This is a genomic window from Carboxydocella sp. ULO1 (assembly GCF_002049255.1).
In the GTDB taxonomy this organism is placed as follows: Bacteria; Bacillota.
Map to the genome: position 1 here is coordinate 96,848 of NZ_BDLQ01000022.1, position 23,590 is coordinate 120,437.

At 51.8% G+C, this 23,590-nt stretch carries 22 protein-coding genes and 3 tRNA genes; all 25 read right to left on the reverse strand.

Annotation, left to right across the window (positions count from 1 at the left end; translation table 11 throughout):
- Nucleotides 1-25 precede the first annotated feature (25 nt).
- Nucleotides 26-439: a ribonuclease HI family protein gene (locus ULO1_RS05220; RefSeq protein WP_078665131.1), complete on the reverse strand. Its 414-nt coding sequence runs from the start codon at nucleotides 437-439 to the stop codon at nucleotides 26-28.
- 11 nt (nucleotides 440-450) lie between these two features.
- Nucleotides 451-1,566 carry a Nif3-like dinuclear metal center hexameric protein gene (locus ULO1_RS05225; RefSeq protein WP_079933110.1) on the reverse strand — a complete coding sequence of 372 codons (1,116 nt, stop codon included), beginning with the start codon at nucleotides 1,564-1,566 and terminating at the stop codon, nucleotides 451-453.
- A complete protein-coding gene (locus ULO1_RS05230; RefSeq protein ID WP_079906435.1) occupies nucleotides 1,533-2,258 on the reverse strand; it encodes a class I SAM-dependent methyltransferase in 726 nt (241 codons plus the stop codon). Before ULO1_RS05230 ends, ULO1_RS05225 begins: the two co-directional genes overlap by 34 nt.
- 4 nt (nucleotides 2,259-2,262) lie before the next feature.
- Nucleotides 2,263-2,868, reverse strand: a complete 606-nt coding sequence (locus ULO1_RS05235; RefSeq protein WP_242946601.1) for a DedA family protein — start codon at nucleotides 2,866-2,868, stop codon at nucleotides 2,263-2,265.
- A 56-nt stretch (nucleotides 2,869-2,924) separates the two neighbouring features.
- On the reverse strand, nucleotides 2,925-3,563 hold the full coding sequence (locus ULO1_RS05240) for an HAD family hydrolase (protein ID WP_159446831.1): 639 nt from the start codon (nucleotides 3,561-3,563) through the stop codon (nucleotides 2,925-2,927).
- A 61-nt stretch (nucleotides 3,564-3,624) separates the two neighbouring features.
- Nucleotides 3,625-3,701 (reverse strand) — tRNA-Val (locus tag ULO1_RS05245).
- Nucleotides 3,702-3,717: 16 nt separating this feature from the next.
- Nucleotides 3,718-3,793: transfer RNA gene (locus ULO1_RS05250), tRNA-Ile, on the reverse strand.
- 5 nt (nucleotides 3,794-3,798) lie between these two features.
- Nucleotides 3,799-3,873 (reverse strand) — tRNA-Asn (locus tag ULO1_RS05255).
- A gap of 65 nt (nucleotides 3,874-3,938) precedes the next feature.
- Nucleotides 3,939-5,048, reverse strand: coding sequence for an RNA polymerase sigma factor RpoD (gene rpoD / locus ULO1_RS05260; RefSeq protein ID WP_375804187.1), 1,110 nt, complete (start codon nucleotides 5,046-5,048; stop codon nucleotides 3,939-3,941).
- Nucleotides 5,049-5,083: 35 nt separating this feature from the next.
- Entirely contained in the window at nucleotides 5,084-6,859 is a 1,776-nt protein-coding gene (gene dnaG / locus ULO1_RS05265) for a DNA primase (RefSeq protein WP_159071835.1), read from the reverse strand.
- A gap of 150 nt (nucleotides 6,860-7,009) precedes the next feature.
- On the reverse strand, nucleotides 7,010-8,044 hold the full coding sequence (locus tag ULO1_RS05270) for a deoxyguanosinetriphosphate triphosphohydrolase (RefSeq protein ID WP_078665137.1): 1,035 nt from the start codon (nucleotides 8,042-8,044) through the stop codon (nucleotides 7,010-7,012).
- Nucleotides 8,045-8,061: 17 nt separating this feature from the next.
- Complete coding sequence (locus tag ULO1_RS05275; RefSeq protein ID WP_079933112.1) at nucleotides 8,062-8,661, reverse strand: flavodoxin family protein; 600 nt, start codon at nucleotides 8,659-8,661, stop codon at nucleotides 8,062-8,064.
- A 45-nt stretch (nucleotides 8,662-8,706) separates the two neighbouring features.
- Nucleotides 8,707-9,264, reverse strand: coding sequence for an RNA 2',3'-cyclic phosphodiesterase (gene thpR / locus ULO1_RS05280; RefSeq protein WP_159446541.1), 558 nt, complete (start codon nucleotides 9,262-9,264; stop codon nucleotides 8,707-8,709).
- A gap of 74 nt (nucleotides 9,265-9,338) precedes the next feature.
- Nucleotides 9,339-10,310, reverse strand: coding sequence for a magnesium/cobalt transporter CorA (corA, locus tag ULO1_RS05285; protein WP_078665140.1), 972 nt, complete (start codon nucleotides 10,308-10,310; stop codon nucleotides 9,339-9,341).
- Between the two features lie 231 nt (nucleotides 10,311-10,541).
- Nucleotides 10,542-13,196 (reverse strand): pyruvate, phosphate dikinase, encoded by a 2,655-nt coding sequence (ppdK, locus tag ULO1_RS05290; protein WP_079933113.1) that lies wholly within the window; start codon nucleotides 13,194-13,196, stop codon nucleotides 10,542-10,544.
- Entirely contained in the window at nucleotides 13,189-14,028 is an 840-nt protein-coding gene (locus ULO1_RS05295; RefSeq protein ID WP_078665142.1) for a pyruvate, water dikinase regulatory protein, read from the reverse strand. Before ULO1_RS05295 ends, ppdK begins: the two co-directional genes overlap by 8 nt.
- A complete protein-coding gene (locus ULO1_RS05300) occupies nucleotides 14,003-14,668 on the reverse strand; it encodes a helix-turn-helix transcriptional regulator (protein WP_078665165.1) in 666 nt (221 codons plus the stop codon). The genes ULO1_RS05295 and ULO1_RS05300 overlap by 26 nt, the downstream gene beginning before the upstream one ends.
- Nucleotides 14,669-14,778: 110 nt before the next feature.
- Nucleotides 14,779-15,588, reverse strand: a complete 810-nt coding sequence (locus ULO1_RS05305; RefSeq protein WP_078665143.1) for a TlyA family RNA methyltransferase — start codon at nucleotides 15,586-15,588, stop codon at nucleotides 14,779-14,781.
- Nucleotides 15,589-15,602: 14 nt separating this feature from the next.
- Nucleotides 15,603-17,513, reverse strand: coding sequence for a 1-deoxy-D-xylulose-5-phosphate synthase (gene dxs, locus ULO1_RS05310; RefSeq protein WP_078665144.1), 1,911 nt, complete (start codon nucleotides 17,511-17,513; stop codon nucleotides 15,603-15,605).
- Entirely contained in the window at nucleotides 17,494-18,117 is a 624-nt protein-coding gene (locus tag ULO1_RS05315; RefSeq protein WP_078665145.1) for a hypothetical protein, read from the reverse strand. The genes dxs and ULO1_RS05315 overlap by 20 nt, the downstream gene beginning before the upstream one ends.
- A gap of 808 nt (nucleotides 18,118-18,925) precedes the next feature.
- Nucleotides 18,926-19,825 (reverse strand): polyprenyl synthetase family protein, encoded by a 900-nt coding sequence (locus ULO1_RS05320; protein ID WP_078665146.1) that lies wholly within the window; start codon nucleotides 19,823-19,825, stop codon nucleotides 18,926-18,928.
- A gap of 9 nt (nucleotides 19,826-19,834) precedes the next feature.
- Nucleotides 19,835-20,062, reverse strand: a complete 228-nt coding sequence (xseB, locus tag ULO1_RS05325) for an exodeoxyribonuclease VII small subunit (RefSeq protein ID WP_078665147.1) — start codon at nucleotides 20,060-20,062, stop codon at nucleotides 19,835-19,837.
- The gene (xseA, locus tag ULO1_RS05330; protein ID WP_079906427.1) at nucleotides 20,055-21,272 is read right to left on the reverse strand and encodes an exodeoxyribonuclease VII large subunit; all 1,218 of its coding nucleotides are present in this window, start codon (nucleotides 21,270-21,272) and stop codon (nucleotides 20,055-20,057) included. Before xseA ends, xseB begins: the two co-directional genes overlap by 8 nt.
- 44 nt (nucleotides 21,273-21,316) lie before the next feature.
- A complete protein-coding gene (gene gltA / locus ULO1_RS05335) occupies nucleotides 21,317-22,729 on the reverse strand; it encodes an NADPH-dependent glutamate synthase (RefSeq protein ID WP_078665149.1) in 1,413 nt (470 codons plus the stop codon).
- Complete coding sequence (locus tag ULO1_RS05340) at nucleotides 22,720-23,562, reverse strand: sulfide/dihydroorotate dehydrogenase-like FAD/NAD-binding protein (protein ID WP_078665150.1); 843 nt, start codon at nucleotides 23,560-23,562, stop codon at nucleotides 22,720-22,722. The genes gltA and ULO1_RS05340 overlap by 10 nt, the downstream gene beginning before the upstream one ends.
- Between the last annotated feature and the right edge of the window lie 28 nt (nucleotides 23,563-23,590).

Consider the following 23,590-nt stretch of genomic DNA (forward strand, 5'->3'; position numbering starts at 1 on the left):
TTCCTCCCCCGGTTTCTCTGGTTTCTCAAGCTTCAAAACTCGCCTGCCTGTCCATGGCCTGGTTGGCCAGAGCATCGGCCCGCTGGTTCTGTTCTCTCGGTATGTGCTGGTAAGTGACCTGGCGAAAATTTCGGGCCAGCTCCTTAACCCGGGCAAAGAGAGGTTTTAAACCCTCATTTTTAACCTTATAGATTCCTTTCAACTGACGAATCATCAGTTCACTATCAGCCTTCACCACCAGCTCAGTCACCCCCAGGGCCTGAGCTGCTGCCAGTCCCTTGATCAAAGCCGTATATTCAGCTACATTATTGGTTGCCAGCCCGAGAAAATGACAGCCTTCGGTCAGCACCTCTCCCTCCGGGTTTAGCAGTACCCAGCCGCAACCCGCTGGACCGGGATTGCCCCGGGAGCCACCATCGGTAAACAGAATTGCCTTCATGACCAAGCCTCCTATATTTCCTGCCAGGGTTCCTTTTCCCTGGTGGACTGAATGATTTCTACAATCGCCCCGGCGCCGGCGGCCTTCTGCTGTAATTCCCGTACCCAGTAGGGTAGATAGAAGGCTTCAGTGGCAAAATGCCCGGCATCGATAAAACTCAACCCCATCTGCAGCATGTCCTGAGCCTCATGGTACTTGACATCTCCAGTGAGTAAAACATCAGCTCCCTGCATTTTTGCCCGGGCTGCCAGGGAAGCCCCTGAGCCGCTGCAGAGGGCGACTTTTTTCACGGTTTGCTCTGGACTACCACCTAACCGCAGGCGGGCAACCGACACAATTTCCTTGATTCTGGCTGCCAGCTGAGCCAGGGTCAGGGGCTGGGATAAAAGTCCAATTCGCCCCAGTCCCAGAGCCGGGCCCTCATTGAGGAGAGGATAAAGATCATAGGCCACTTCCTCATAGGGATGAACCTTCAGCATGGCCTGCAAAACCCGTTTCAGTTTGCTTTTGGGACAAATGGTTTCCAGCCGGTATTCCTCTGCCCGTTCCAGTTGCCCTACCTGTCCCAGATAAGGATTTGTGCCAGTTAATGGTAAAAAAGTTCCGGTACCCTGGGTTTGAAAAGTGCAATGGGAATAGTTGCCGATATGACCAGCTCCGGCTTCTGCCATCGCCAGCCGCACTGCTTCCTCATGGCCAGCCGGTACAAACACCACAATTTTAATATACTCTTCCCTCCAGCCGGGTTCCAGCACCTGAATATCCTGCAAGTTCAGGGCCCGGGCCAAAGTGGCATTTATCCCCTTTTCAGCACTATCCAGGTTGGTATGGGCACTATAAACAGCAATGTTATTTTGAATCAAACGAGCCAGCAACCGGCCAGCCGCCGTATCAAAGCGAAGATTTTTCAAAGGTCTGAAAATCAAGGGATGATGGGTTACCAGTAACCCGGCTCCTTGCTCAATAGCCTCTTCTGCTACGGCCGGTGTGCAATCAAGGGCTACCAGCACTTTATCTGTTTCAGCCCCTGGATCCCCTAACATTAAGCCCACATTATCCCATTCCGCCGCCAATTTGCGGGGAGCCAGTTCTTCTATCCAGCTGATGATTTGCCCGATTTTAGCCATGCTTCCACCTCCCCCAATTGTTCGAGGAATTTTTCCATTTCCCTGCTTCTGGCCAGCACCTTTGGATTGTGAGTTTGTCCCAGGGCAGTCAGTACCTTGCGGGTCTCATTTTTCAGCTTCTCCAGATAAGGGAGTAAAAGGGGATGTTTGCGGGCCAAGAGCGCCGGCCCAAAGACTCTGGTAATCTGGGATGAAAAGGGCTGCGGCCAGTGTTTCTCCTGGTGACCATATTTAATAATTTGATAAAACTTGCCCTCTTCCTGCAACAACTCTTCATCCAGAACAAACCAGCCCCAGGCTGCCAGTTGTTCCCGTACCAGGGGTATATCCGTCATCGGCTGCAAAATCAGGTAACTACAGGCTTCCCGCACCATCGCACCGGCAGTCAAAATCTGAATCATCGTCTGGCCGCCCATGCCAGCGATAATAATCCCATCTGCTTCACCCGGACGGAGAATGGTTAAACCATCGCCCAAACGCACAGAGATACGGTCCTGTAAGCCAGCCTTAATCACTCTCTCCATTGCCAGTTGATATGGTCCCCGGTGTACATCACCGGCTATTGCCCGGGGGCAATGATCCGCTGCCACCAGCGCGATGGGTAAATAGGCATGATCGGTACCGATGTCGGCCGGAACCGACCCAGCCGGTACCATTCTGGCAATGGCCGTAAGCCGTCGGGAAAGCTCCATTTTGCTACCTCCGCCGTTGTTTTTTCTGCCATAAATACAAGAGCGCTATTACCAGCAGGGCTGTACCTAAAAGGAAATAATTGGCGGTATGAAGATAAGCTGTCAGCTTATCCCAGTTTTCTCCCAGCAGATAGCCCAGATAAGCTAAAAAATAGGACCAGGGCAAAACTCCTAGCAGAGAATAAAGAGTAAAGCGCAGAAAATCCATCCTGGCTATCCCTGCCGGCAATGAAATAAAAGTCCGAATACCAGGCAATAAACGGGTAACAAACACCGTTATTTCTCCTTTTTCCTCAAACCAGCGATCAGCCAGTTGCAAATGATGGCGGGAAATCAGCAGATATTTGCCGTATTTCTCGATAAACGCACGGCCCCCAAAACGTCCTGCCAGATAGGCCAGCCAGGAGCCAACCACATTGGCCAGTGCCCCCAGTAGCCCTACCCACCAGAAGTTGAGTTGTCCCCGGGCCGCCAGTAAGCCCCCAAAGGGCATGATAATCTCACTGGGTATGGGTATACAGGCACTCTCCAGCACCATTCCAATGAATACTGCCAGATAGCCATAACGGGCCACTTCCTCCATAACCCAGTTAGTAAACGTTTGCCACACTTCCTCTCACACCCTTTCTCATACCAAGTATATCACACTCTCCGGCGAGAGGCCAATCACAGCAGCAACTGGCGTAACTCCGTCACCGAAGCAGCCAGAAAGTCAGGCCTAGCCGCTGTCAGCTCTGCCACACTACCATAACCGTATGTAACTGCAATGACTTTAATACCATTTTCCCGGGCCCCAATCACATCATGCTCCCGATCCCCCACCATCAACACCTGGTCCCGTTCAACTGCAAACAGTCCCAGCGCGTCACGAATCACTTCACCCTTATTGACCCGGCTGCCATCCAGATGACTGCCTACAATCGCAGCAAAATACTGGTCTAGCTGAAAATGAGCCAGTATTTTTTCTGCAAAAAGGGTAGGCTTGGAAGTGGCTACTGCCAGGCGACGGCCACTCCTGGTTAACCCGGCCAGTAATTCCGGCACACCGGCATAAACCCGGTTTTCATACATACCCCGTTCCCGGAAATATTCCCTGTAAAACGTCACCGCCTGGTCTGCTTCCGCTTCACTTAAGCCGTAGAATTTCTGAAAAGATTGTCGCAAAGGCGGCCCTACAAAGGCTACCAGCCGCTCCGGCTCTTTTTCTTCTATCCCCAGTTTGCCTAAAGCGTATTGAACTGAGTTAATTATCCCTGGGTGGGATTCCGTCAAAGTCCCATCCAGGTCGAACAAAATTAACTTCACCTCGATCTCCTCCCTGATAATAGCAAAAGAGCCAGGCCTTAGCCTGGCTTGTAATCTATGCTGGTGGGCGATACAGGACTCGAACCTGTGACCTCTTGCATGTGAGGCAAGCGCTCTAACCAACTGAGCTAATCGCCCTCTCCTGACTGGATAGTGGTGGGCCCAGCTGGACTCGAACCAGCGACCGACCGGTTATGAGCCGGTTGCTCTACCAACTGAGCTATAGGCCCAGCAATGGCTCCCCGAGCAGGACTCGAACCTGCAACCTACCGGTTAACAGCCGGGCGCTCTACCATTGAGCTATCGGGGAATGCCGCGACATTAGATATTATAAGGCAAATGCCGTTTCTGGTCAAGGCCTTTTTTGCCGAGATTTTATTCCAAAAAGTCTTTCAACTTTTTACTGCGGCTGGGATGGCGCAGTTTGCGCAAAGCCTTGGCCTCAATCTGGCGAATCCGTTCCCTGGTCACCCCGAATTCCTGACCCACTTCCTCTAAAGTCCTGGCCCGACCGTCTTCCAGGCCAAAACGCAAGCGCAGGACCTTTTCTTCCCGGGGGGTAAGAGTGCTCAGTACTTCCTCCAGCTGTTCCTTCAGCAGATGATAACTGGCTGCTTCCGCCGGTGCCGGAGCATCTTCATCTTCGATGAAATCTCCCAGATGGCTGTCTTCTTCTTCCCCGATGGGGGTTTCCAGGGACACCGGTTCCTGGGCGATTTTCATAATTTCCCGCACTTTTTCTACCGGTACATCCATAGCCTCGGCAATCTCTTCAGGTGAAGGCTCTCGCCCCAGTTCCTGCAAGAGCTGGCGGGAAACGCGAATCAGCTTGTTGATAGTTTCCACCATATGCACCGGAATCCGGATGGTACGAGCCTGATCTGCAATGGCCCGGGTGATAGCCTGACGAATCCACCAGGTGGCATAGGTACTGAATTTGTAGCCTTTGCGGTAGTCAAATTTTTCTACCGCCTTGATCAAACCCAGATTCCCCTCCTGGATCAGATCCAGGAACAGCATGCCTCGCCCCACATAGCGTTTGGCAATACTGACCACCAGGCGCAAGTTGGCTTCCGCCAGCCGGCGTTTAGCCTCTTCATCTCCCTGTTCCATGCGTTTAGCCAGCTCAATTTCCTCTTCCGGGGTCAACAAGGGCACCCGCCCGATTTCCTTCAAGTACATGCGAACCGGATCATCAATCCCGATACCTTCCGGTATATCCAGGTTCAGTTCATCTTCCAGGTTTTCGGTGAGAGGAAATTCATCATCTACAGGGGGCAAATCATCAGCCGGCAGCATGTCCACTTCCCCGGTTTCCGGCACCACTTCAATGCCCATCCCTGCCAGTGTTTCATAGACTTCATCGATCTGTTCCGGGGTTAATTCCACACCCTGGAGGGTGTCCATGATTTCGCCATAGGTCAAGAGGCCCCGTTTTTTGCCTTTGTCGATCAGTTTCTTGAGTTCTTCCTTGAGGGCGTTCATGTCTTTGCTATTTTGTTGTTCTTCGTTTTTTGCCATCAAGCTCCCCCCCTTTCCAGGGTGCTAGAATTATTCTGCAACCGGGTCAAACGGCTGGCCAGCTCCTTTACAGTCTGAAAATCCCGCCGTTCTTCCGCAGCCTTAATCTGTTTCAAAATCTCTTCCCGCTCTCTTTGTAGCCTTCCCTTCACCAGGGTTTGTATGCAATCCTGCAAGGTGGCTTCAGCCTGTTCCAGGGGCACTGGCAGAGTCAACAGTCGAGCAGTTACCGGGCCCAGTTCCACATCACTTTGCGGCAGGGCTCCTGTCTCCTGCCAGACCTGCATTGCCCTGGTCAGCTGTTCATCCCGCCAGGGTTTCTCCCCCAGACTGGCTTGCACTCGCGGCCACCAGTGGGGATATTCCACCACCAGGCGGGCCAGCCACCATTCCGCTTTGGTTAACCCATCCAGAATCGGATGGTTTGGCGAATTCTGGCTTACATTATCAATAGTATGCCTATTTTTTACAATTTTATCCCTCTGGCGCAAGAAAAGTCGCAATTCGCTTTCAATGGTCTCCCAGGACAGGTTGAGTTCCTGGCCCAGGCGTCGGATATATTCTTCCCGGCGCAAATGGTCACGAGTTGCGGCCAGACTGGGTATAATCAGCTGCAAGGTCTGCCTTTTGCCCGTAAGTGTGCTAAGGTCATAGCTCTCAGCACAGAGTTTGAGCTTAAAGTCCAGCAAATCCAGAGTTGTAGCCAGTAATTCCCTGAATTCTTCCACTGTATGTTTTTGCAAATATTCATCCGGGTCTTTCCCATCCGGCAAAACCAGTACCCGCACTTCCAGCCCCAGGCCCAGCAACAGGTCCAGGGAACGCAGAGCTGCCTTCTGTCCGGCCGGGTCAGCATCAAAGGCGATCACCACCCGGTCGGTATAGCGGCGCAACAGCTTGCCATGGGCTTCTGTCAAAGCTGTCCCCAGGGGAGCAACCACATTGGTAATACCTCGCTGATGGAGAGAAAGCACATCCAGATAACCTTCCACCACAATAGCCAGATTCTGGTCCCGGATTGCTTGCTGGGCTTGAAAGAGCCCATAGAGATTACTGCTCTTATCAAAAACAGGAGTTTCCGGAGTATTGAGGTATTTCGGCTGCCCCTCACCCAGGATGCGGCCACCAAAGGCAATAATTCTACCCCGGGTGTCGAAAATGGGAAATATAAGGCGGTGGCGAAAAAGGTCCAGATACTGGCCGGTATAACTGCCAGTGCGGCTCAACCCCCATTTCACCAGCACCCTGGGATCATAACCTCTTTTGCGGAAGGCTCTGGTCAGGTGGTCCCACTCCGGGCCGGCATAGCCCAGGGCAAATTTCTGTACAGTTTCCTGGTTTAAACCGCGCCGGACAATGTACTGTCTGGCCTCCTGACCTTCCGGCCTTTCCAGGCGCCAGCTAAAATATCTTGCTGCCAGCTGGTTGAGCTCATACCCTTCTGTCTTCTGACCCAGTTCCCTGGTCTCTCCCTCCATCACGGGCAGAGGCAATCCCGCCCGTTCTGCCAGCCGTTCCACCGCTTCCGGGAAAGTCAGGCGCTGGCTATCCATCAAAAAACGGATTACATCTCCTCCAGCCTGACAGCCAAAACAATAAAACATCTGCTTTTCCGGTGAAACGAAGAAAGAAGGAGTCTTTTCCTGATGAAAAGGGCAAAGTCCCACATATTCCCGCCCCTGGCGTTTCAGCAGGACATGTTCACTGATGACCTCTACTATATCATTGGCTGAGCGCACTTGCTCTATGAATTGGGGTGAAAGGAATCCTCCCACCAGCCTCACCTGCTTTAAAATTAGGATAAAAATAGAGTTCGCCATTAATAACAGATTTCCTGCTGCTTGTCAAGAGGCAATTTTAAGAGGTCAGACAATTTACTGTATATTCGCCTTAACAAGACAAATTCCTGCTTTATTCGAAAAAATTTATTGAAAAAGGGGAAACCCCCTGGGAACAAACAAGTCGGTATATTTTTTGATGGCATAACGATCGGTCATACCGGCCACATAATCTACCACAGCCCGGGCCCGGTTCTCCTCCTCACTGCGACCCTGACTTTCCCCTTCCTGCCGGGCGATGGTCAAAAATTCAGCCGGAACCTGTTCCGGATGCTCGACATAATAACTGTAAAGCTCCTGCACTATGTTTTTGGCCTTCTCCTCTTCGGCTTTAGCCTGAGAACCCACATAAACCCGTTCAAAAAGAAAAGACCGCAAAGCCATGGTCGCTTCCCAGATTTCCGGACTCATCCTGATGCGCGGCTGCTGCCGGCTGGCTTCAATCATGTCCCTGACCATGATGTTTATCCGCTCGGAGTGTTTTCGACCCAGCACTGTCAGCAAATCCCGGGGCAAATCATCCAGTTCCAGAACCCCGCCCCGGATGGCATCATCAATATCATGGTTGATATAGGCAATTCTGTCTGCAATTTTAACAATTTGCCCCTCGAGGGTAGCAGGATCCTGGTCACCGGTATGGTGGAGAATACCATCCCGCACTTCCCAGGTCAAATTCAGACCCGCTCCTCCGCCTTCTATTTTGTCCACGATCCGCAAACTTTGTTCATTATGGGCAAACCCGGGCAGGTAGACTTCCTGCAAAGCCTCTTCCCCGGCATGACCAAAAGCAGTATGGCCCAGGTCATGGCCCAGGGCAATAGCTTCCGTCAGATCTTCGTTCAAGCGCAGGGCCCGGGCAATAGTGCGGGCGATTTGCGCTACTTCCAGGGTATGGGTCAACCGGGTACGGTAATGATCTCCTTCAGGAGCAATAAACACCTGGGTTTTATGTTTTAAACGGCGAAAAGCCTTGGAATGCAAGATCCTGTCCCGGTCCCGCTGAAAGGCGGTGCGGACATCACACTCTTTTTCCTCCCGCTGCCGGCCACGGCTAAGACTGCTGCGAGCAGCAAACGGGGAAAGGTGTTCTTCCTCCCATAGTTCTGTTTCTCTTCTGATCATATTCTCACCTCAAAAAGTTAGCGACGACGAATAGCTGCCGTGGCCAGAGCAACCTGGGCCACCCGTTTCCCCAGCATTTCCGCCCGGCGGACCGCATCCTGATCCTGCTCAGCGGGTTTTTGCGCCCCTACCCCCTGGTGACCGCAATCGAGTTCGGCAAAACCGTCACCGACAATGATCATCCCATGAACTAGCATCATATCATGCATGGCAGCTACTGCCGTCTCCTGGCCCCCAAACCGGGATGCTCCACAGGCTATAGCCGCTCCTACCACATTCAGTAAATGTTTGTCCCGCCGCAGATATCGGGTTTTATCCCAGAATGCTTTCAATTGTCCACTGACAGTGCCAAAATAGACAGGACTGGCCATGATAATCCCATCGGCCTTTTTCAGCAGTTCATAGGTCTCGCCCAGTTTATTGTTATGGGCACAGACCCCGGCACAGGGATTGGTACAGACCGTACAAAAGGGTACCTTTACATCTGCCAGAATTTCTGCGGCCTGGATAATTTCCGTCTGCGCTCCTAAGGTTGCTGCCCCCTTTAAGGCCTGTTCCAGCAAAAAACCGCTATTGCCATCCTGGCGGGGACTGCCATTGATACCTATTATCAGCATCTATTTCTTCACCTCTTACTCTTAATTTCCTAATAATATATTCGCTCAGCCCTTTTTTTCTTCCTGCCCCGACAAAGAAAATTCACAAAGGTTTCGATAAATTGGCCCCTGAGCGGTTAAGGTACTGGCAATCAGGGCAAATCCGGTTACCGGCCAGGGTGCCAGTAGGATATTTTGCTGCGGCGGCCAGTAAACCCTGGCTCCTTCTTTTACCCGGGCCAGGGTAATATGGGGTCGCCAGCCCCTGGCTTCCGGTGCCATTCCCCAGCGGCTCAAGGCTTCATCCACCTCTGTCTTTAACTGAAATAGCCGCTGACTATCCCTCTCCGTCCTGCCTCTTACCCCCCACCAGAGCACCCGGGGAGCCGACCGATCGGGGAAAGCCCCTGGCCCGGAAGACTGCAGAGTAAAAGGCGATAGTGAAATCGAAGCCAGATGTTTTTGCAGGCTGGGAAGGCTTTTTTCATCTACTTCTCCCAGAAAGCGCAGGGTCAGATGCAAGTTCTCCTTTTCTACCCATTTGACCCCGGGACAGGGCACCTCCAGGCCTGCTAAGCGCTCCCGCCACTGCCCAGGCAACCATAAACCAAGAAACAGACGCACGTCAATTCCTCCTTCGCATAGGAAAAAGGCTGTTAAAAACCAGCGGTAGCGGTCTTTAACAGCCCTCATCCCCATCAGACCCAGTCCTTATTCCGGAAGTACCAGAGCATGATCACGGTTAACCCCAGCATCCCCAGCAATATAATATACAGGGTATAGGGGCTGTGGGCCCCCGGCAAGGGTACATTCATCCCGAACAAACCGGTGATAAAAGTCAACGGCATCATAATGGTAGAGATAATGGTGAGATAGCGCATTACCTCGTTGGTGCGGTTGGAAACAATGGAATAATAGGTGTCCATAGCGCCATTGACCAGATCCCGGTAGGTATCGGTAGTGTCAATAATGCGTTCAATATTGTCCACCAGGTCCATATAATAAGGTTTATTCTCTTCCTGAATTTGAAAGGAATAACGCCCATTGACATTGGCAAAAATCCGCCGCTGAGGCATGATTACTTTTCGCAATAACAGGATGGTCCGCTTTAAGGCCAGGAACTCATCGGTTACTTCCTGAATGGGATTGACATATAGCTCATCTTCCAGTTCGTCAATCCGGACGCCAATCCGCTCCAGAATGGGGAAATATTCATCGATAATACCGTCCACCAGGTTATATAGCAAATAATCTGGCCCCCGCTGCATCAAGCGGCTGGTGTACCAGCACTGTTTCACTACCCGGGCCACACTGGACAGGGCATCCTTGTGAATGGTTACCAGGTAATTACTGCCCAGGAAAACATCCAGTTCCACAGTGGTAATCTCTTCATCGCTTTCCTCATCATAACGCAGGGAGTGGAAAACGAAGAAATAGTAATCATCATAGCGGTCAACCTTGGCCCGGGGACTTTCCTGCAAAACATCCTCTAAAGCCATTGGGTGAAACTGGAAGGCATTGGCCAGTAATTCCAGGTCCTTGGCGGTACAATCATAAATATCAATCCAGAGTAAATTGCGGGGGTCCTTGAGGTACTCATCCTTGCGGGATAGGTCGGCATCAAAGTAGATTTTGTTGGTGGCATGATCATAGAAATAAATGCAGAGCATGGCTACCCCCCTTTTCAGGCAGGGCCAACCACCTTTCCGGAGCGGGAAAAGGCAGTTGCCCACCGTTTATTCATTTGTTGCCAGTAACCCTCTCGACTGGGGCCTCCGTCCATTTTCCCCTCACCTCCGGTCTCTGCGGATTTCCTAACATTTAAACTATACTCCTGTATTATATGATTGTCAACAAAAAAGAGCTCTGCCACAAGGCAGAGCTCTAGATTTTTTTGTTTATTATTTATCCCGCGTTACATCCCCTAGAGCTGCCTGGGCCGCAGCCAACCTGGCGATAGGAACCCGGTAAGGTGAACAGGAGACATAATCCAGACCGGCTTCCTGGCAGAAGAAGATGGATTTGGGCTCACCGCCGTGCTCACCGCAGATACCCACCTTCAGTGCAGGGTTAGCCTGCCGTCCCAGCTGGGTAGCCATTTTCATCAATTTGCCAACTCCCCTGGTGTCCAGAACTATGAAGGGATTTTCAGCAAAGATCTTTTGATCCAGGTAGTCCTGCATGAACTTGCCTTCAGCATCATCACGGCTAAAGCCCAGGGTAGTCTGGGTCAGGTCATTGGTACCGAAGGAGAAGTAATCGGCATGGGGAGCGATTTCATCAGCGGTGACACAGGCCCGCGGCAGCTCGATCATGGTACCGACACTGATCGGCACCTCTACGCCATACTCAGCCATCACCTCTTTGGCAACCTGAACGCTCAGCTCCCGCAGTTTGCGCAATTCTTCCGCCTCAATTACCAGCGGAATCATCACTTCCGGTCGAGCGTCAACCCCCTCTTTGATCAGCTGGGCGGTTGCCTGATAGATAGCCCGTACTTGCATAGCATAGATTTCCGGCCAGGTGATGGCCAGGCGGCAACCGCGATGACCCAGCATGGGGTTAAACTCATGCAAGGCCCGGACTTTCTTGAGCAACTGTTCTTTAGCCTTAATCACCGCCGGGTCTCCACCGGTCAATTTCAGCGTAGTTATTTCCACTACCAGTTCTTCCTGATTGGGGAGGAACTCATGCAAAGGCGGATCCAGCAGACGGATATAGACTGGATAGCCAGCCATAGCTTTCAGGATGCCATAGAAGTCTTCCCTCTGCATAGGCAGCAGTTTGGCCAGGGCAGCTTCCCGCTCTTCTTTGTTCTCGGCCAGAATCATTTCCTGCACGATTGGCAACCGATCCTGGGCCATAAACATATGCTCAGTGCGGCAAAGGCCAATCCCTTCTGCCCCAAACTGGCGGGCCTTGGCAGCATCTTCCGGAGTATCCGCATTGGCTCGCACTTTCATGGTCCGGATTTCATCAGCCCAGCTCAGCAGCAGCTCAAATTCCGCGGAAATTTCCGGATCGATCATGGGTACCTGACCAGCGATAACCTGACCGGTAGCACCATCAATGGAAATGATATCTCCCTTGCGGAATACCCGTTCTCCAACCTGGAATTGCTCATTTTCATAATCGATCTTAATGGCCTCACAGCCACAAACACAGGGTTTGCCCATGCCGCGGGCCACCACAGCCGCATGACTGGTCATACCACCGCGGGAAGTCAAAATCCCTTGAGCCTGGATTATACCATGGATGTCATCAGGAGTGGTTTCCATTCTGACCAGGATAACCTTTTCCCCATTCAGTCCCAGCTTCTCAGCTTCATCAGCATCAAATACCACCTGGCCGGATGCAGCGCCCGGAGATGCCGGCAAGCCTTTGGCCACAACATCCAGTTTGGCATTGGGGTCAATACGGCGATGCAGCAACTGGTTCAGGGATGCGGGTTCAATCCGCTGGATAGCAGTTTTCCTGTCAATCAGCCCTTCATTGACCATATCAACAGCAATTTTCAGAGCTGCTGCTGCAGTCCGCTTACCAGTCCGGGTTTGCAGAATATAGAGTTTGCCCCGTTCAATGGTGAACTCGATATCCTGCATATCTTTATAATGGTTTTCCAGGATTTTGCATACTGCCACAAATTGCTGATAAACTTCCGGCATTTCTGCCTGCAAGGTAGAAATGGGTTGAGGTGTTCTGATTCCGGCTACCACATCCTCACCCTGGGCATTAATCAGATACTCACCATAGAGAACAGGTTCCCCGGTGCTGGGGTTACGGGTAAAAGCAACCCCGGTACCGCAGTCATTGCCCATATTACCAAAGACCATGGTCTGAACATTCACTGCTGTACCCAGATGGTCAGGAATGCCATTGATCTTGCGGTAAACAATGGCCCGCTGGTTATTCCAGGAGCGGAATACTGCCTTAACAGCCAGCAGCAACTGTTCCATTGGATCCTGGGGGAAATCCACCCCGGCTTCCCGCCGGGTAATGGCCTTGTACTCCTTTACCACTTCCCGCAAGGTAGCGGCATCCAGTTCGTGGTCATAGTGGACGCCCAGCCGCTCTTTGTGTCTTTCCAGAACGGTTTCAAACTGGTAATGAGGTACTTCCAGCACCACATCACTGAACATTTGAATGAACCGGCGATAGCAGTCCAGGGCAAACCGTTCGTTACTGGTGGCCCGGGCCAGCCCTTCCACCGTCTGGTCATTCAGACCCAGGTTAAGGATAGTATCCATCATCCCGGGCATGGAAAACTTGGCACCGGAGCGCACGGATACCAGCAAGGGGTTGTTTTCATCCCCAAACTTCTTACCGATTTGCTTTTCCACCTGGGCCAGAGCTTCCTTGATCTGGTCAACCAGGCCGGCGGGGAACTGCTGACCATTGGCATAGTACTCATTACAGGCCTCAGTGGTAATGGTCAAACCAGGAGGTACCGGTAGACCAATATTGGTCATTTCCGCCAGGTTGGCTCCTTTCCCTCCCAACAAGTCCCGCATGTCCGCTTTTCCTTCCTGGAAAAGGTATACCCACTTCTTAGACATACTTGTTTCTCTCCCCCTTGTAGAAAATTTCCAAAACGCGGCTGGCTGTTTCCTCCACCGCCTTATTGGTCACATCAATAATCGGACAGCCGATTTTTTTCATAATACTCTCAGCATAGTCCAGTTCCAGTAAAATCCGCTCCATGGAAGCATATTCGGCACTGGATGTCAGGCCCAGGGTTTTAAGGCGCTCCTGCCGGATGATATTGAGCTGTTCCGGCTTGATGGTCAAACCGATCACCTTGCGCGGTGGCAATTTGAACAGCTCTTCCGGGGGAGGCACTTCCGGTACCAGTGGCACATTGGCCGCCTTGATGCGCTTATGAGCCAGATACATACAGAGCGGAGTTTTGGAAGTACGACTAACCCCGATTATAACAATATCGGCGTGAGTAATACCCCTGGGATCCTTGCCATCATCATACTTGACAGCGAATTCGATAGCCTCCACCTTGCGGAAGTATTCTTCATCTATGCGGTGAACCAGACCGGGTTTGAGCTTGGGCTCTGTTGCCATCACCAGACTGAGGGCATCCATCATCGGCCCCATAATATCCACCTGGGGCAGATCTCTGGCTTCCTCCTGTAAAATCCGGCGTAATTCCGGCAATACCAGGGTATAGGCCAAAGCCGCTCCATCAGCCCGGGCCTGATCGATGACCTCCCGCAAATATTCAGCATCATGCACATAGGGAACCCGCTTGATGATCAGACTTTCCCCTTCTGAGTTAAACTGGCTCAGGGCTGCCTTCACTACAAACTCAGCGGTTTCCCCGATGGAGTCTGAAAGTACATAAACTACCGGCTTAGAGTTTTCCCGGGATATGGAAATCCCCTCCTCCTTGCACCAGCTCTACAAATAGCCTGGTGATATTGGTTTTGGTTAGTCTACCTACTACTTGCCAGCTTTCAGTCCCATCTTCTTCATTCATGGGTTTGACTACTGGCAATGCATCCACCTCATGAGCGATCAGCTTCTGGGCAGCCTTGAAAACACTTTCCTCCGGTGTAGTGGTAATGATATTGGGCATCCTGGTCATAACAATCCCAATCGGCAGTTTATGCAAATCACTGCCACCGATAGCTACCTTGAGCAAATCCTTGCGGGAAACAACTCCTTCCAGCCGTCCCTCACTGGTAACCACAAACAGGGTGCCCACGTCTTCCGTAAACATGGTGACTACCGCATCATAAGCCGTGGCGGTATCCACCACTACCTTGGGCAGGGAATGAACATCCCCTACCTTGATGGACATCAGCTTTTCAGTAAAAGGATTTGGCACTGAACGTCCGGAATAGAAATAGCCTACCCGGGGTCTGGCTTCCAAAAGACCCGCCATAGTCAATATGGCCAGATCAGGCCTTAAGGTGGCCCTGGTCAAATTCAGCCGTTCGGCTATCTGCTCCCCTGTAATTGGCCCTTCTTCCTTAACAATCCGGATGATCTCAGCCTGGCGTTTGGTCAGTTCTATAGTCCTCACCGCCTTCGCTAATAAGGAAATGTGTCATACTATTTCCTGTTGCTCTGATAAATATTATATACTATATTTCTTTTTGTTTTCCTGCTATTTGTTAAAAAAAATTATTGAGCTCCGGCAAATGCCTCCTGTATCACCTGTTCTATCCGGTGACTTACTTCTGCTTCACTCCATCCAGTTTCTATTTTGCCCAGCCAGAGGAGATATTCAATATTTCCTTCCGGACCCTTAATAGGCGAATAGTCCAGCCCCAGGATACTAAACCCCTGCTCCCGGGCCATGGCCGTTACCTTCTCCAGCACTTCCTTATGTACACCGGGGTCCCGTACTACCCCTTTTTTACCCACTTTCTCCCGGCCTGCCTCAAACTGGGGCTTGACCAGGGCGATTACCTGGGCATCAGCGCTGCTGAGCTCCCAGGCCCTGGGCAATACCAGCCCCAGGGAGATAAAACTGGTATCAATCACAACCCTTTCCGGCACCAGGGGTAGTTCCTCTTTGGTCAAGTAGCGGATATTGGTGCGCTCCAGATTCAGCACCCGCGGGTTCTGACGCAGTTTCCAGGCCAGCTGCCCATAGCCGACATCGACGGCAATCACCTGGCGAGCTCCATAGTGCAGGCAGACATCGGTAAATCCACCGGTACTGGCCCCGATATCCAGCACCACCCGGTCTTTTACAGAAAAGGCAAAGACCCGCAGGGCCTTTTCCAGTTTCAGTCCCCCCCGGCTGACCCAGGGAAAGTCCTCCCCTTTAATTTTGATTTCCACTTCCTCAGCCACCATTTCCCCGGCTTTATCCACTTTTCTGCCTTGCACAAAAACGAGACCGGCCATAATGGCCGCCTTAGCCCTTTCCCTGCTGGAAAAAAAGCCCTTCTCAACCAGAAGGGCATCCAATCGCTTTTTGCTCATTATTCTGTTCACCTCTATTTCCCTGCAACCAGAATGGTTTTTTGCTGGCGCTTTGCCAGCATTTCCAGACAACTGGCCTTGATGCCGTCCTGATTCAGGCAATAGATAGCTTTCAGCTCTTCCACCCGGCCGTGTTCAATGAATTGGTCGGGCAAACCCAGCATGGTCACTTCCTGTCGTTGATAACCATTTTGATGGAGGAACTCCAGAATGGCTGAACCAAAACCGCCGGCCAGGACATGGTTTTCCACCGTTAACCAGGGCGTATTGGTAGCTACCAATCGATGCAGCAGATCCTCATCCAGGGGTTTTACAAACCGCATATTAACAACCCCGATATCCAGCCCCTCTCCTGCCAGCTCTTCTGCCGCTGCCAGCGCATCATAAACCAGAGAGCCCAGAGCCAGAATCCAGCCCTGACTGCCTTCCCGCAGCACTTCCGCCTTACCCAGGGGCAGCTGGCGTAGCTGCTGTTCCAGCGGCACTCCGATGCCGTTCCCCCGGGGATAGCGCAGGGCAATAGGGCCATCATGCTGGATAGCAGTATAAAGCATATGGCGTAATTCATTTTCATCTTTAGGTTCCATCAAAACCAGATTGGGGATGGAACGCAGATAGGCAATATCAAAAACACCGTGATGGGTGGGACCATCTTCCCCCACCAGGCCAGCCCTGTCCATGGCCAGCACCACCGGCAGCTTTTGTAAACAGACATCATGTAGCACCTGGTCATAGGCTCTTTGCAAAAAAGTACTATAAATAGCCACCACCGGCTTTAATCCCTGGGTAGCCATTCCGGCCGCCAGGGTAACGGCATGTTGTTCTGCAATCCCTACATCAAAAAAACGATGGGGAATTTCCCTGGCAAAATGGTACAGTCCAGTCCCGGTAGGCATCGCTGCCGTAATAGCCACAATCCGGGCATCCTGCTGTCCCAGTGCCACCAGCTCCCGGCCAAAGGCTTCGGTGTAAGAGATGGGCCCCGTGCCGCCAGCACTCTGTCCGGTAGCTATATCAAAAGGACCGGTGCCATGAAACTTGTCAGGATTCTCCTCTGCCGGCAAATAGCCTTTGCCTTTTTTGGTAATCACATGCACCAGCACCGGCCCTGTCAAAGCTTTGGCATCATGCAGCACCTTTTTCAGTGCCGCTAGATCATGACCGGGGATGGGACCAAGATAGGTAAAGCCCAGCTCCTCGAAGAGCATACCAGGCACTACCAGGTGTTTGACACTATCCTTGAGACGGTTAGCCAGTTGCAACATCTTGGGACCGATATTGGGGATACGCTTTAATATGTATTCAATTTCCTCTTTTCCCTTATAATACTTGGGGTCAGTGCGCATGCGGGTCAGGTAGGAAGAAAGGGCCCCTACATTTTCAGCAATGGACATTTCATTATCATTCAAGATCACAATCAAATCGGTTTTGGTGTGTCCGGCATGGTTTAACGCCTCAAAAGCCATACCTCCGGTAAGAGCCCCATCACCGATTACAGCCACCACTTTAAAATCCTCTTTTTTCATATCCCGGGCCAGGGCAATGCCCAGAGCAGCGGAAATAGAAGTGGAACTGTGCCCGGTAGCGAAAATGTCATGGGGGCTTTCCTCCCGCTTGGGAAAGCCGGAAATTCCCCCCAGCTGACGCAAAGTAGCAAACCGATCCCGCCGGCCCGTTAGCAGTTTATGAACATAAGCCTGGTGGCCCACATCCCAGATAATTTTATCTGCAGGGGAATTGAACACACGGTGCAAGGCGATGGTCAGCTCCACAACCCCCAGATTGGGCGCCAGATGTCCTCCCGTTCTGGAGGTAACTTCAATCAGTTCCCGGCGAATTTCTTCCGCCAGCTGTTTTAGCTGGTTCAAGGTTAATCCCTGCAAATCTTCCGGTCCATTGATCTGACTAAGAATTGAAGTGGTCATTCCTCTTTCTCCCGCCCTTGCTATTTTTCTTGTCCGGCCACAGCGTCCAGCCTGTTTGCCTTTCAATCCAGGCCAGGCACCGGCCGACCAGGAAAATGATTTCTTCTGCATGGTCAATGGCCAGCTTTTTCCCACCAGCCTTGCCTCCGACGGTAACAGCAGCAATTAAACCGGTCATGATGGTGCCCAACCAGGCTTTATTCCAGTCCGGATGACTGCTGACTAATAAAAAAACGATAGTTGCTCCCAGTCCACCACTGACTGTACCGCAAATATCACCAATCACATCATTACAAAAAGAGGCCACTTTATCAGCATGATTGAGGAGAGAAATCGCCTGTTTTGCGCCTGGAATTTTTCGCGCTGCTTTGGCATGAAACGGAGCTACTGCAGCAGCCGTGGCTGCCACTCCGATCATATCAAAAATAATGCCTACAGCGATGATAATTAACAGAAAGGGCAAAGCCGCCAGTGCCGAGGGAAATCGGTTTACAACCGCTTCCGTCCCACTGCTGATAGCCATAGCTGTAAAGAAAGTCAATAAACCTACAACTAAAACCTGGCGCCGCACCTGTGCCCTCAATTTATGATTATTATTACCCAATCCGGTCACCTCTTAAATGATAAAAAAAAATATATGTAACAGCTACTACTGGCAGGTGGTAGTCTGCTGAGTAAACGTTGTGGCTTCAGGTCCAGTAGGTTTTCCCAGACGATGCTCCTCTGCGTCGCCGCATGAGGCGGTTTCCCCTTTCCCATCGTTTTGCCGCGTCACCGCCGGCAAGACTGGATTACCACTTAGTCCACACTTTAATCCCCAGCAAACTCCATCTCTGGTGGGCAGCCTAGGAAATTTCTTCGGCGACCGCCGGCGTCTTCTAGCCTCTTTTGCAGATGCAGTTTCAGGCGACAGGTCCCTTAACCTCGGCGCCATCGGTTAAAAGGCCTGATAGCTCGCCATCCTCTACACCCGCTCAAGGCAGGCTACACTGCACCCACCATCCTGCCGTAACAGGATAATGAATTGCAGGTTCAACCCCAAGCCATAGCTTCCTACTCGCCATAGGTCACCACGCACTTGGGCCTCCGCGGAAGCGGGGTCAACGCCCACATGCCCTTGTGGATCGCCCCATCTTCCTTAACTCCCAGCACCAACCCCCGACGGGGCGTCGAAAGCCGACACCAGGAACTTCATCGATGTGCCCTTTGACGGATTTTTAGGCCCGCCTTCAAAAACGCTGCGGCCGACTAGGATACTGCACCACCTGCCACCGTAGCGGCCAGGCTGATGAATCATTGCTCAATAAATATTATATGCTATTTTGCTGTTCTTAGCAATTCGCCCTGTCAGCTGCTACAGTCTATCATAATCCATCTAAGCATGCAACAGCTAATTAATGCCAGACCAGTAGCTATTGCTCTCGTTTTAATAAAAATAAAGCTGTTTCCTTCAAAAATTCAGCCTTTGCGCCGAAAATCCCTAAAGCCGTAATGGCAGCGGTTACAGCCTTTTCCGCCATGATCCGGGCCTGTTCCAGTCCATATAGTGAAGGATAGGTGGCCTTGCAGTTTTTCAGGTCTGAATTTTTATCCTTGCCCATTTTGGCCGGGTCTCCGGTAATGTCCAGGATATCATCGGTGATTTGAAAAGCCAGGCCCAGTTGTTCAGCATAGTGGGATAAAGCTGCTAGTTGTTCAGGGGTAGCACCACCAATCAGGCCTCCCACCCTGACAGCTGCCCGGAAAAGGGCCCCCGTTTTGCGGCGATGGATTTTTTCCAGCTGTTCCCCATTAACTTGTTGCCCCTGGGCCTCCATATCCGCCATTTGCCCACCAATCATGCCCTGAGTACCTGCAGCCTCGGCAATTTCCCTGATTACCCGTAATGCGATTTCCGGACTTACACCAGCCCCCGGTAAATGCGCGGCCAGCAATTCAAAGGCCAGGGTCAACAGGGCATCTCCTGCCAGAATGGCTGTTGCTTCACCAAAGACCTTATGATTGGTAGGTTTACCCCGGCGGTAATCATCATTATCCATAGCCGGCAAATCATCATGAATCAGGGAATAGGTGTGGATCATTTCCAGTGCTGCTGCTGCCGGCAGAGCAGCCTGAACTTCTCCCCCTACTGCTTCCACAGCCCCCAAAACCAGGGCTGGGCGTAAACGTTTGCCCCCGGCAAAAAGACTATAGAGCATAGCCTCATGCAGGCGCCCTGGCTCCAGTTCTGGTCCGGGTAACACCTCTTCGAGCCAGTCCTCTACCAGTCTGTTTTTTGCCAGTAATTGCTCCTGCCACTTTTGCAAATCCATCTCCACCCTCTATTCCAGTGTCGCTTCCTGTAACTCAATTTTAGCATTAGACTGAGCCTGTAACAATAACAGTTTCCCTTCAGCAGCCTGCAGCTTTTCCTGGCAAAGACGGACCAGTTTTACCCCTTCTTCAAAGGCACGCAAGGCATCTTCCAGGGGCAACTGCCCTCGTTCCAGCTGGCTGACAATGCGTTCGAGCTTTTGCATTGCCTCTTCATAGCTCAGTTGATTATCCATTCATTTTCCTCCTAACCGCCTGAACTTGACAATCTACTTCCCCATCCTTCATATGCAGGGTCAGTCCTTGTCCAGTCTGAACCTGTTCTACTGAAGTCACTACTTCCTGTTCCCTTCGGCAGAAGGCGTAACCTCGCTCCAGCACCTTTAAAGGACTTAAGGCATTTAGAGCTGCTACTGTCTTCTCCAGGCGATGCTGTTTTTGCAGATATACATTTTCGGCAGCAGTCTGCAATTTTCCTGCTATCCTTTCAACCTCCTGCCATTTCCGCTCAAAATAGAGCTGAGGTTGCTGCAATATAGGCCGGGAAGCCAGTTGTTCCAGCCGCTGTCGTTCCCAGCGAAAACGATTGCTGATAGCAGCCCTTAAGCGCTGGGCCATTTCTGCCGTACGGCCCAGCAGTTCCTGTAAGACTGGAACCGCCAGTTCCGCCGCATTGGAAGGGGTGGAGGCGCGGACATCAGCCACCAGATCAGCCAGGGTAACATCACTTTCATGCCCGATAGCAGCAATCACCGGCAGGGGACAGGCAGCAATGGCCCGTACTACTATTTCCGAATTGAAAGCAGCCAGATCTTCAGTGGCTCCTCCGCCTCGACCTACAATCACCAGGTCTGCCCCCGTGTGAGCTGCTGCCAGTTCTAATCCAGCTTTGATGGAGGCAGGCGCCTCTTCACCCTGTACCTGCACATCCACAATCACGATCTCAATAATGGGAAAACGCTGGCGCAGTATTTTTACCATATCCCGTACTGCTGCTCCCTGCCGGGAAGTGACCAGGGCTATCCGACGAGGTAAAGGCGGCAAAGGCCTTTTGCGGGCAGTGCTGAACAGCCCCTCTGCCTCCAGTTTACGCTTCAGCTGTTCCAGCTGCAACTGGCTGCTGCCAATGCCATAGGGCTGGATATCTTCGGCGTAGAGCTGATAGATACCATTCGGCAGAAAAACATTGATACTGCCCAGGACCAGCACCTCCATACCGGCCCGGGGTTGAAAACGTAGATTGGCTGCCTGTTGCCGGAACATAACGCATTTAAGCTGGCTTTCCTGGTCTTTCAGGGTAAAATAGCAGTGACCGGAAAGGCGATGGCGGGTAAATTCCGCTATCTCCCCTTTAATCCAGACTCTTTTAAGCAGATAATTGGTCTCCAGGCTCTGTTTGATCAGGCTGTTCAGTTCTGTCACTGTCCAGAAAGTTTTTCCCGTCATCTTTTGCCCTCCGCAGATAAAATAGAAGGCAGCCGCTGGCTGCCTTACTTGTTCATAAGATATTCGTGAATGGCAGTAGCCGCTACCCGGCCTGCACCCATAGCCTTAATAACAGTAGCTGCACCGGTCACCACATCACCACCGGCATAGACTCCTGGCTTAGAAGTAGCTCCTGTTTCTTCACTGGCCATAATATTGCCTTTCCGGTTGGTTTCCAAACCTTTGGTAGTGCGCGGTACCAAAGGATTGGGACCCTGACCGATCGCCACTACTACTGTATCCACTTCCATGATGAAATTGGAGCCTTCGATAGGCACAGGGCTGCGGCGCCCGGACGCATCGGGTTCACCCAGCTCATAACGCAGGCATTCCATGGCTGTCACCCAGCCCTGCTCATTGCCCAGCAGGCGAATGGGATTGGTCAACAGCTGGAACTTGATGCCTTCTTCTTCCGCATGATGGATTTCTTCCAAACGAGCCGGCATTTCTTCCCGGGAACGGCGATAGACAATATATACTTCCTCTGCCCCCAGCCGCTTGGCAGTTCTGGCAGCATCCATGGCTACGTTCCCGGCACCCAGAATGGCCGCCCGCTTACCAACCTTAATAGGAGTGGCATACTCGGGGAAGAGATAGCCCTTCATCAGGTTGGTTCTGGTCAGGAATTCATTGGCTGAATAGACGCCGTTCAGGTTTTCCCCGGGAATACCCAGGAAGTAGGGCAAACCTGCACCGGTGCCGATGAACACCGCATCAAAGCCTTCCTGCTCCATCAGCTCATCCACAGTGATGCTCTTGCCGACCACGGCATTAACGATGATTTCTACCCCCATTTTGCGCAGATTATCAATTTCCTGCTGCACAATCCGCTTGGGCAAACGGAACTCAGGGATACCATACATCAACACCCCACCGGGGACATGCAGAGCTTCAAATATAGTTACCTTATGGCCCAGCTTGGCCAGGTCAGCTGCTGCTGTCAGGCCCGCCGGCCCGGAACCGATAATAGCCACTTTCTTACCAGTGGGAGGAGCAACCTCTGGTACTTCCACCCCATGGGCCATTTCCCAGTCAGCGGCAAAACGCTCCAGCCGGCCAATCCCTACCGGCTCGCCTTTCTTGGCCATTACACAGTTCTTTTCACACTGGTTTTCCTGAGGACATACCCGGCCACAAACAGCAGGCAACAGGTTTTTCGTCTTAATGGTCCGAATGGCCCCGGCAAAATCCTTTTCCTTGATTTTAGCGATAAACTGAGGAATAGGCACTTGTACAGGACAGCCCTTGACACAGGGTTCATTTTTACAGCTGAGACAGCGATTAGCTTCCTGAACCGCCAGTTCTTCCGTATAACCCAGTGCTACTTCATCGAAGTTTCTGGCCCGTACTGCCGGGTCCTGTTCCGGGATCGGAGTTTTCTTCAGGACCAGCTCCTTTTTGCCTTTTTCTAGTGACATCCGCAACCACCCCCGCAACTGCCAGCTGCCCTGGCCCGTGCTTCTTCATCCTTGAAAATCTGGGCCCGCCGCATTTGTTCAGCAAAATCCACCAGATGGCCGTCAAATTCCGGACCATCCACACAGGTGAATTTAGTTTCTCCGCCTACGGTGACCCGGCAGGCACCGCACATGCCTGTGCCATCCACCATGATGGAGTTCAAGCTGACAATAGTCTTGATACCATAGGGTCTGGTTACTTCTGCCACTGCCCGCATCATGGGCAAGGGACCGATAGCATATACCAGATCGATTTTTTCGCCCTGGTCGATCATTTCCTGCAAGACCTGGGTTACAAATCCATGGCGGCCATAAGAACCGTCATCAGTGGTAACATGCAGGGTCTGAGAAACTGCCCGCATCTCCTCTTCCCAGAACAAAAGATCCTTGCAACGGGCTCCGATAATGGAAGTCACCCGGTTGCCAGCCTTGTACAATTCCCGGGTAATGGGAAACATGGGGGCGATACCCACGCCACCGCCGATACAGACCACATGACCAAAATTGTCGATTTCCGACTCATGGCCTAAAGGTCCAACAAAATCCAGAACAGCATCTCCCTCATTGAGACAGCCCAATTTCTGGGTAGTATAGCCAACCTCGGCAAAAATAATGGTAATAGTGCCTTTTTCTTTATTAAAGTCGGCAATGGTCAAGGGAATCCGTTCCCCTTTTTCGTCTACCCGCAGGATAATGAACTGTCCCGCCTTGGCATTGCGAGCAACCAGTGGCGCTTCAATTTCCATCAGCTTGATATTTTCCGACAGCGCCTGTTTGCGTAAAATCCGGTACACTCCTTCTTCCCCTCCCTCATAAAATATA

Coding starts and splice junctions, on each gene's coding strand:
- corA (WP_078665140.1), bottom strand. CDS start 10,310: ATGCTCTGCATTTATTTCTATGATCATGCCACCAACAAAATCTACTTT.
- ULO1_RS05305 (WP_078665143.1), bottom strand. CDS start 15,588: ATGAGCAAAAAGCGATTGGATGCCCTTCTGGTTGAGAAGGGCTTTTTT.
- ULO1_RS05275 (WP_079933112.1), bottom strand. CDS start 8,661: ATGCTGATAATAGGTATCAATGGCAGTCCCCGCCAGGATGGCAATAGC.
- ULO1_RS05270 (WP_078665137.1), bottom strand. CDS start 8,044: ATGATCAGAAGAGAAACAGAACTATGGGAGGAAGAACACCTTTCCCCG.
- xseA (WP_079906427.1), bottom strand. CDS start 21,272: ATGACGGGAAAAACTTTCTGGACAGTGACAGAACTGAACAGCCTGATC.
- gltA (WP_078665149.1), bottom strand. CDS start 22,729: ATGTCACTAGAAAAAGGCAAAAAGGAGCTGGTCCTGAAGAAAACTCCG.
- ULO1_RS05320 (WP_078665146.1), bottom strand. CDS start 19,825: ATGGATTTGCAAAAGTGGCAGGAGCAATTACTGGCAAAAAACAGACTG.
- ULO1_RS05230 (WP_079906435.1), bottom strand. CDS start 2,258: ATGGAGCTTTCCCGACGGCTTACGGCCATTGCCAGAATGGTACCGGCT.
- xseB (WP_078665147.1), bottom strand. CDS start 20,062: ATGGATAATCAACTGAGCTATGAAGAGGCAATGCAAAAGCTCGAACGC.
- rpoD (WP_375804187.1), bottom strand. CDS start 5,048: ATGAACGCCCTCAAGGAAGAACTCAAGAAACTGATCGACAAAGGCAAA.
- ULO1_RS05220 (WP_078665131.1), bottom strand. CDS start 439: ATGAAGGCAATTCTGTTTACCGATGGTGGCTCCCGGGGCAATCCCGGT.
- dxs (WP_078665144.1), bottom strand. CDS start 17,513: ATGACCACTTCAATTCTTAGTCAGATCAATGGACCGGAAGATTTGCAG.
- ppdK (WP_079933113.1), bottom strand. CDS start 13,196: ATGTCTAAGAAGTGGGTATACCTTTTCCAGGAAGGAAAAGCGGACATG.
- ULO1_RS05225 (WP_079933110.1), bottom strand. CDS start 1,566: ATGGCTAAAATCGGGCAAATCATCAGCTGGATAGAAGAACTGGCTCCC.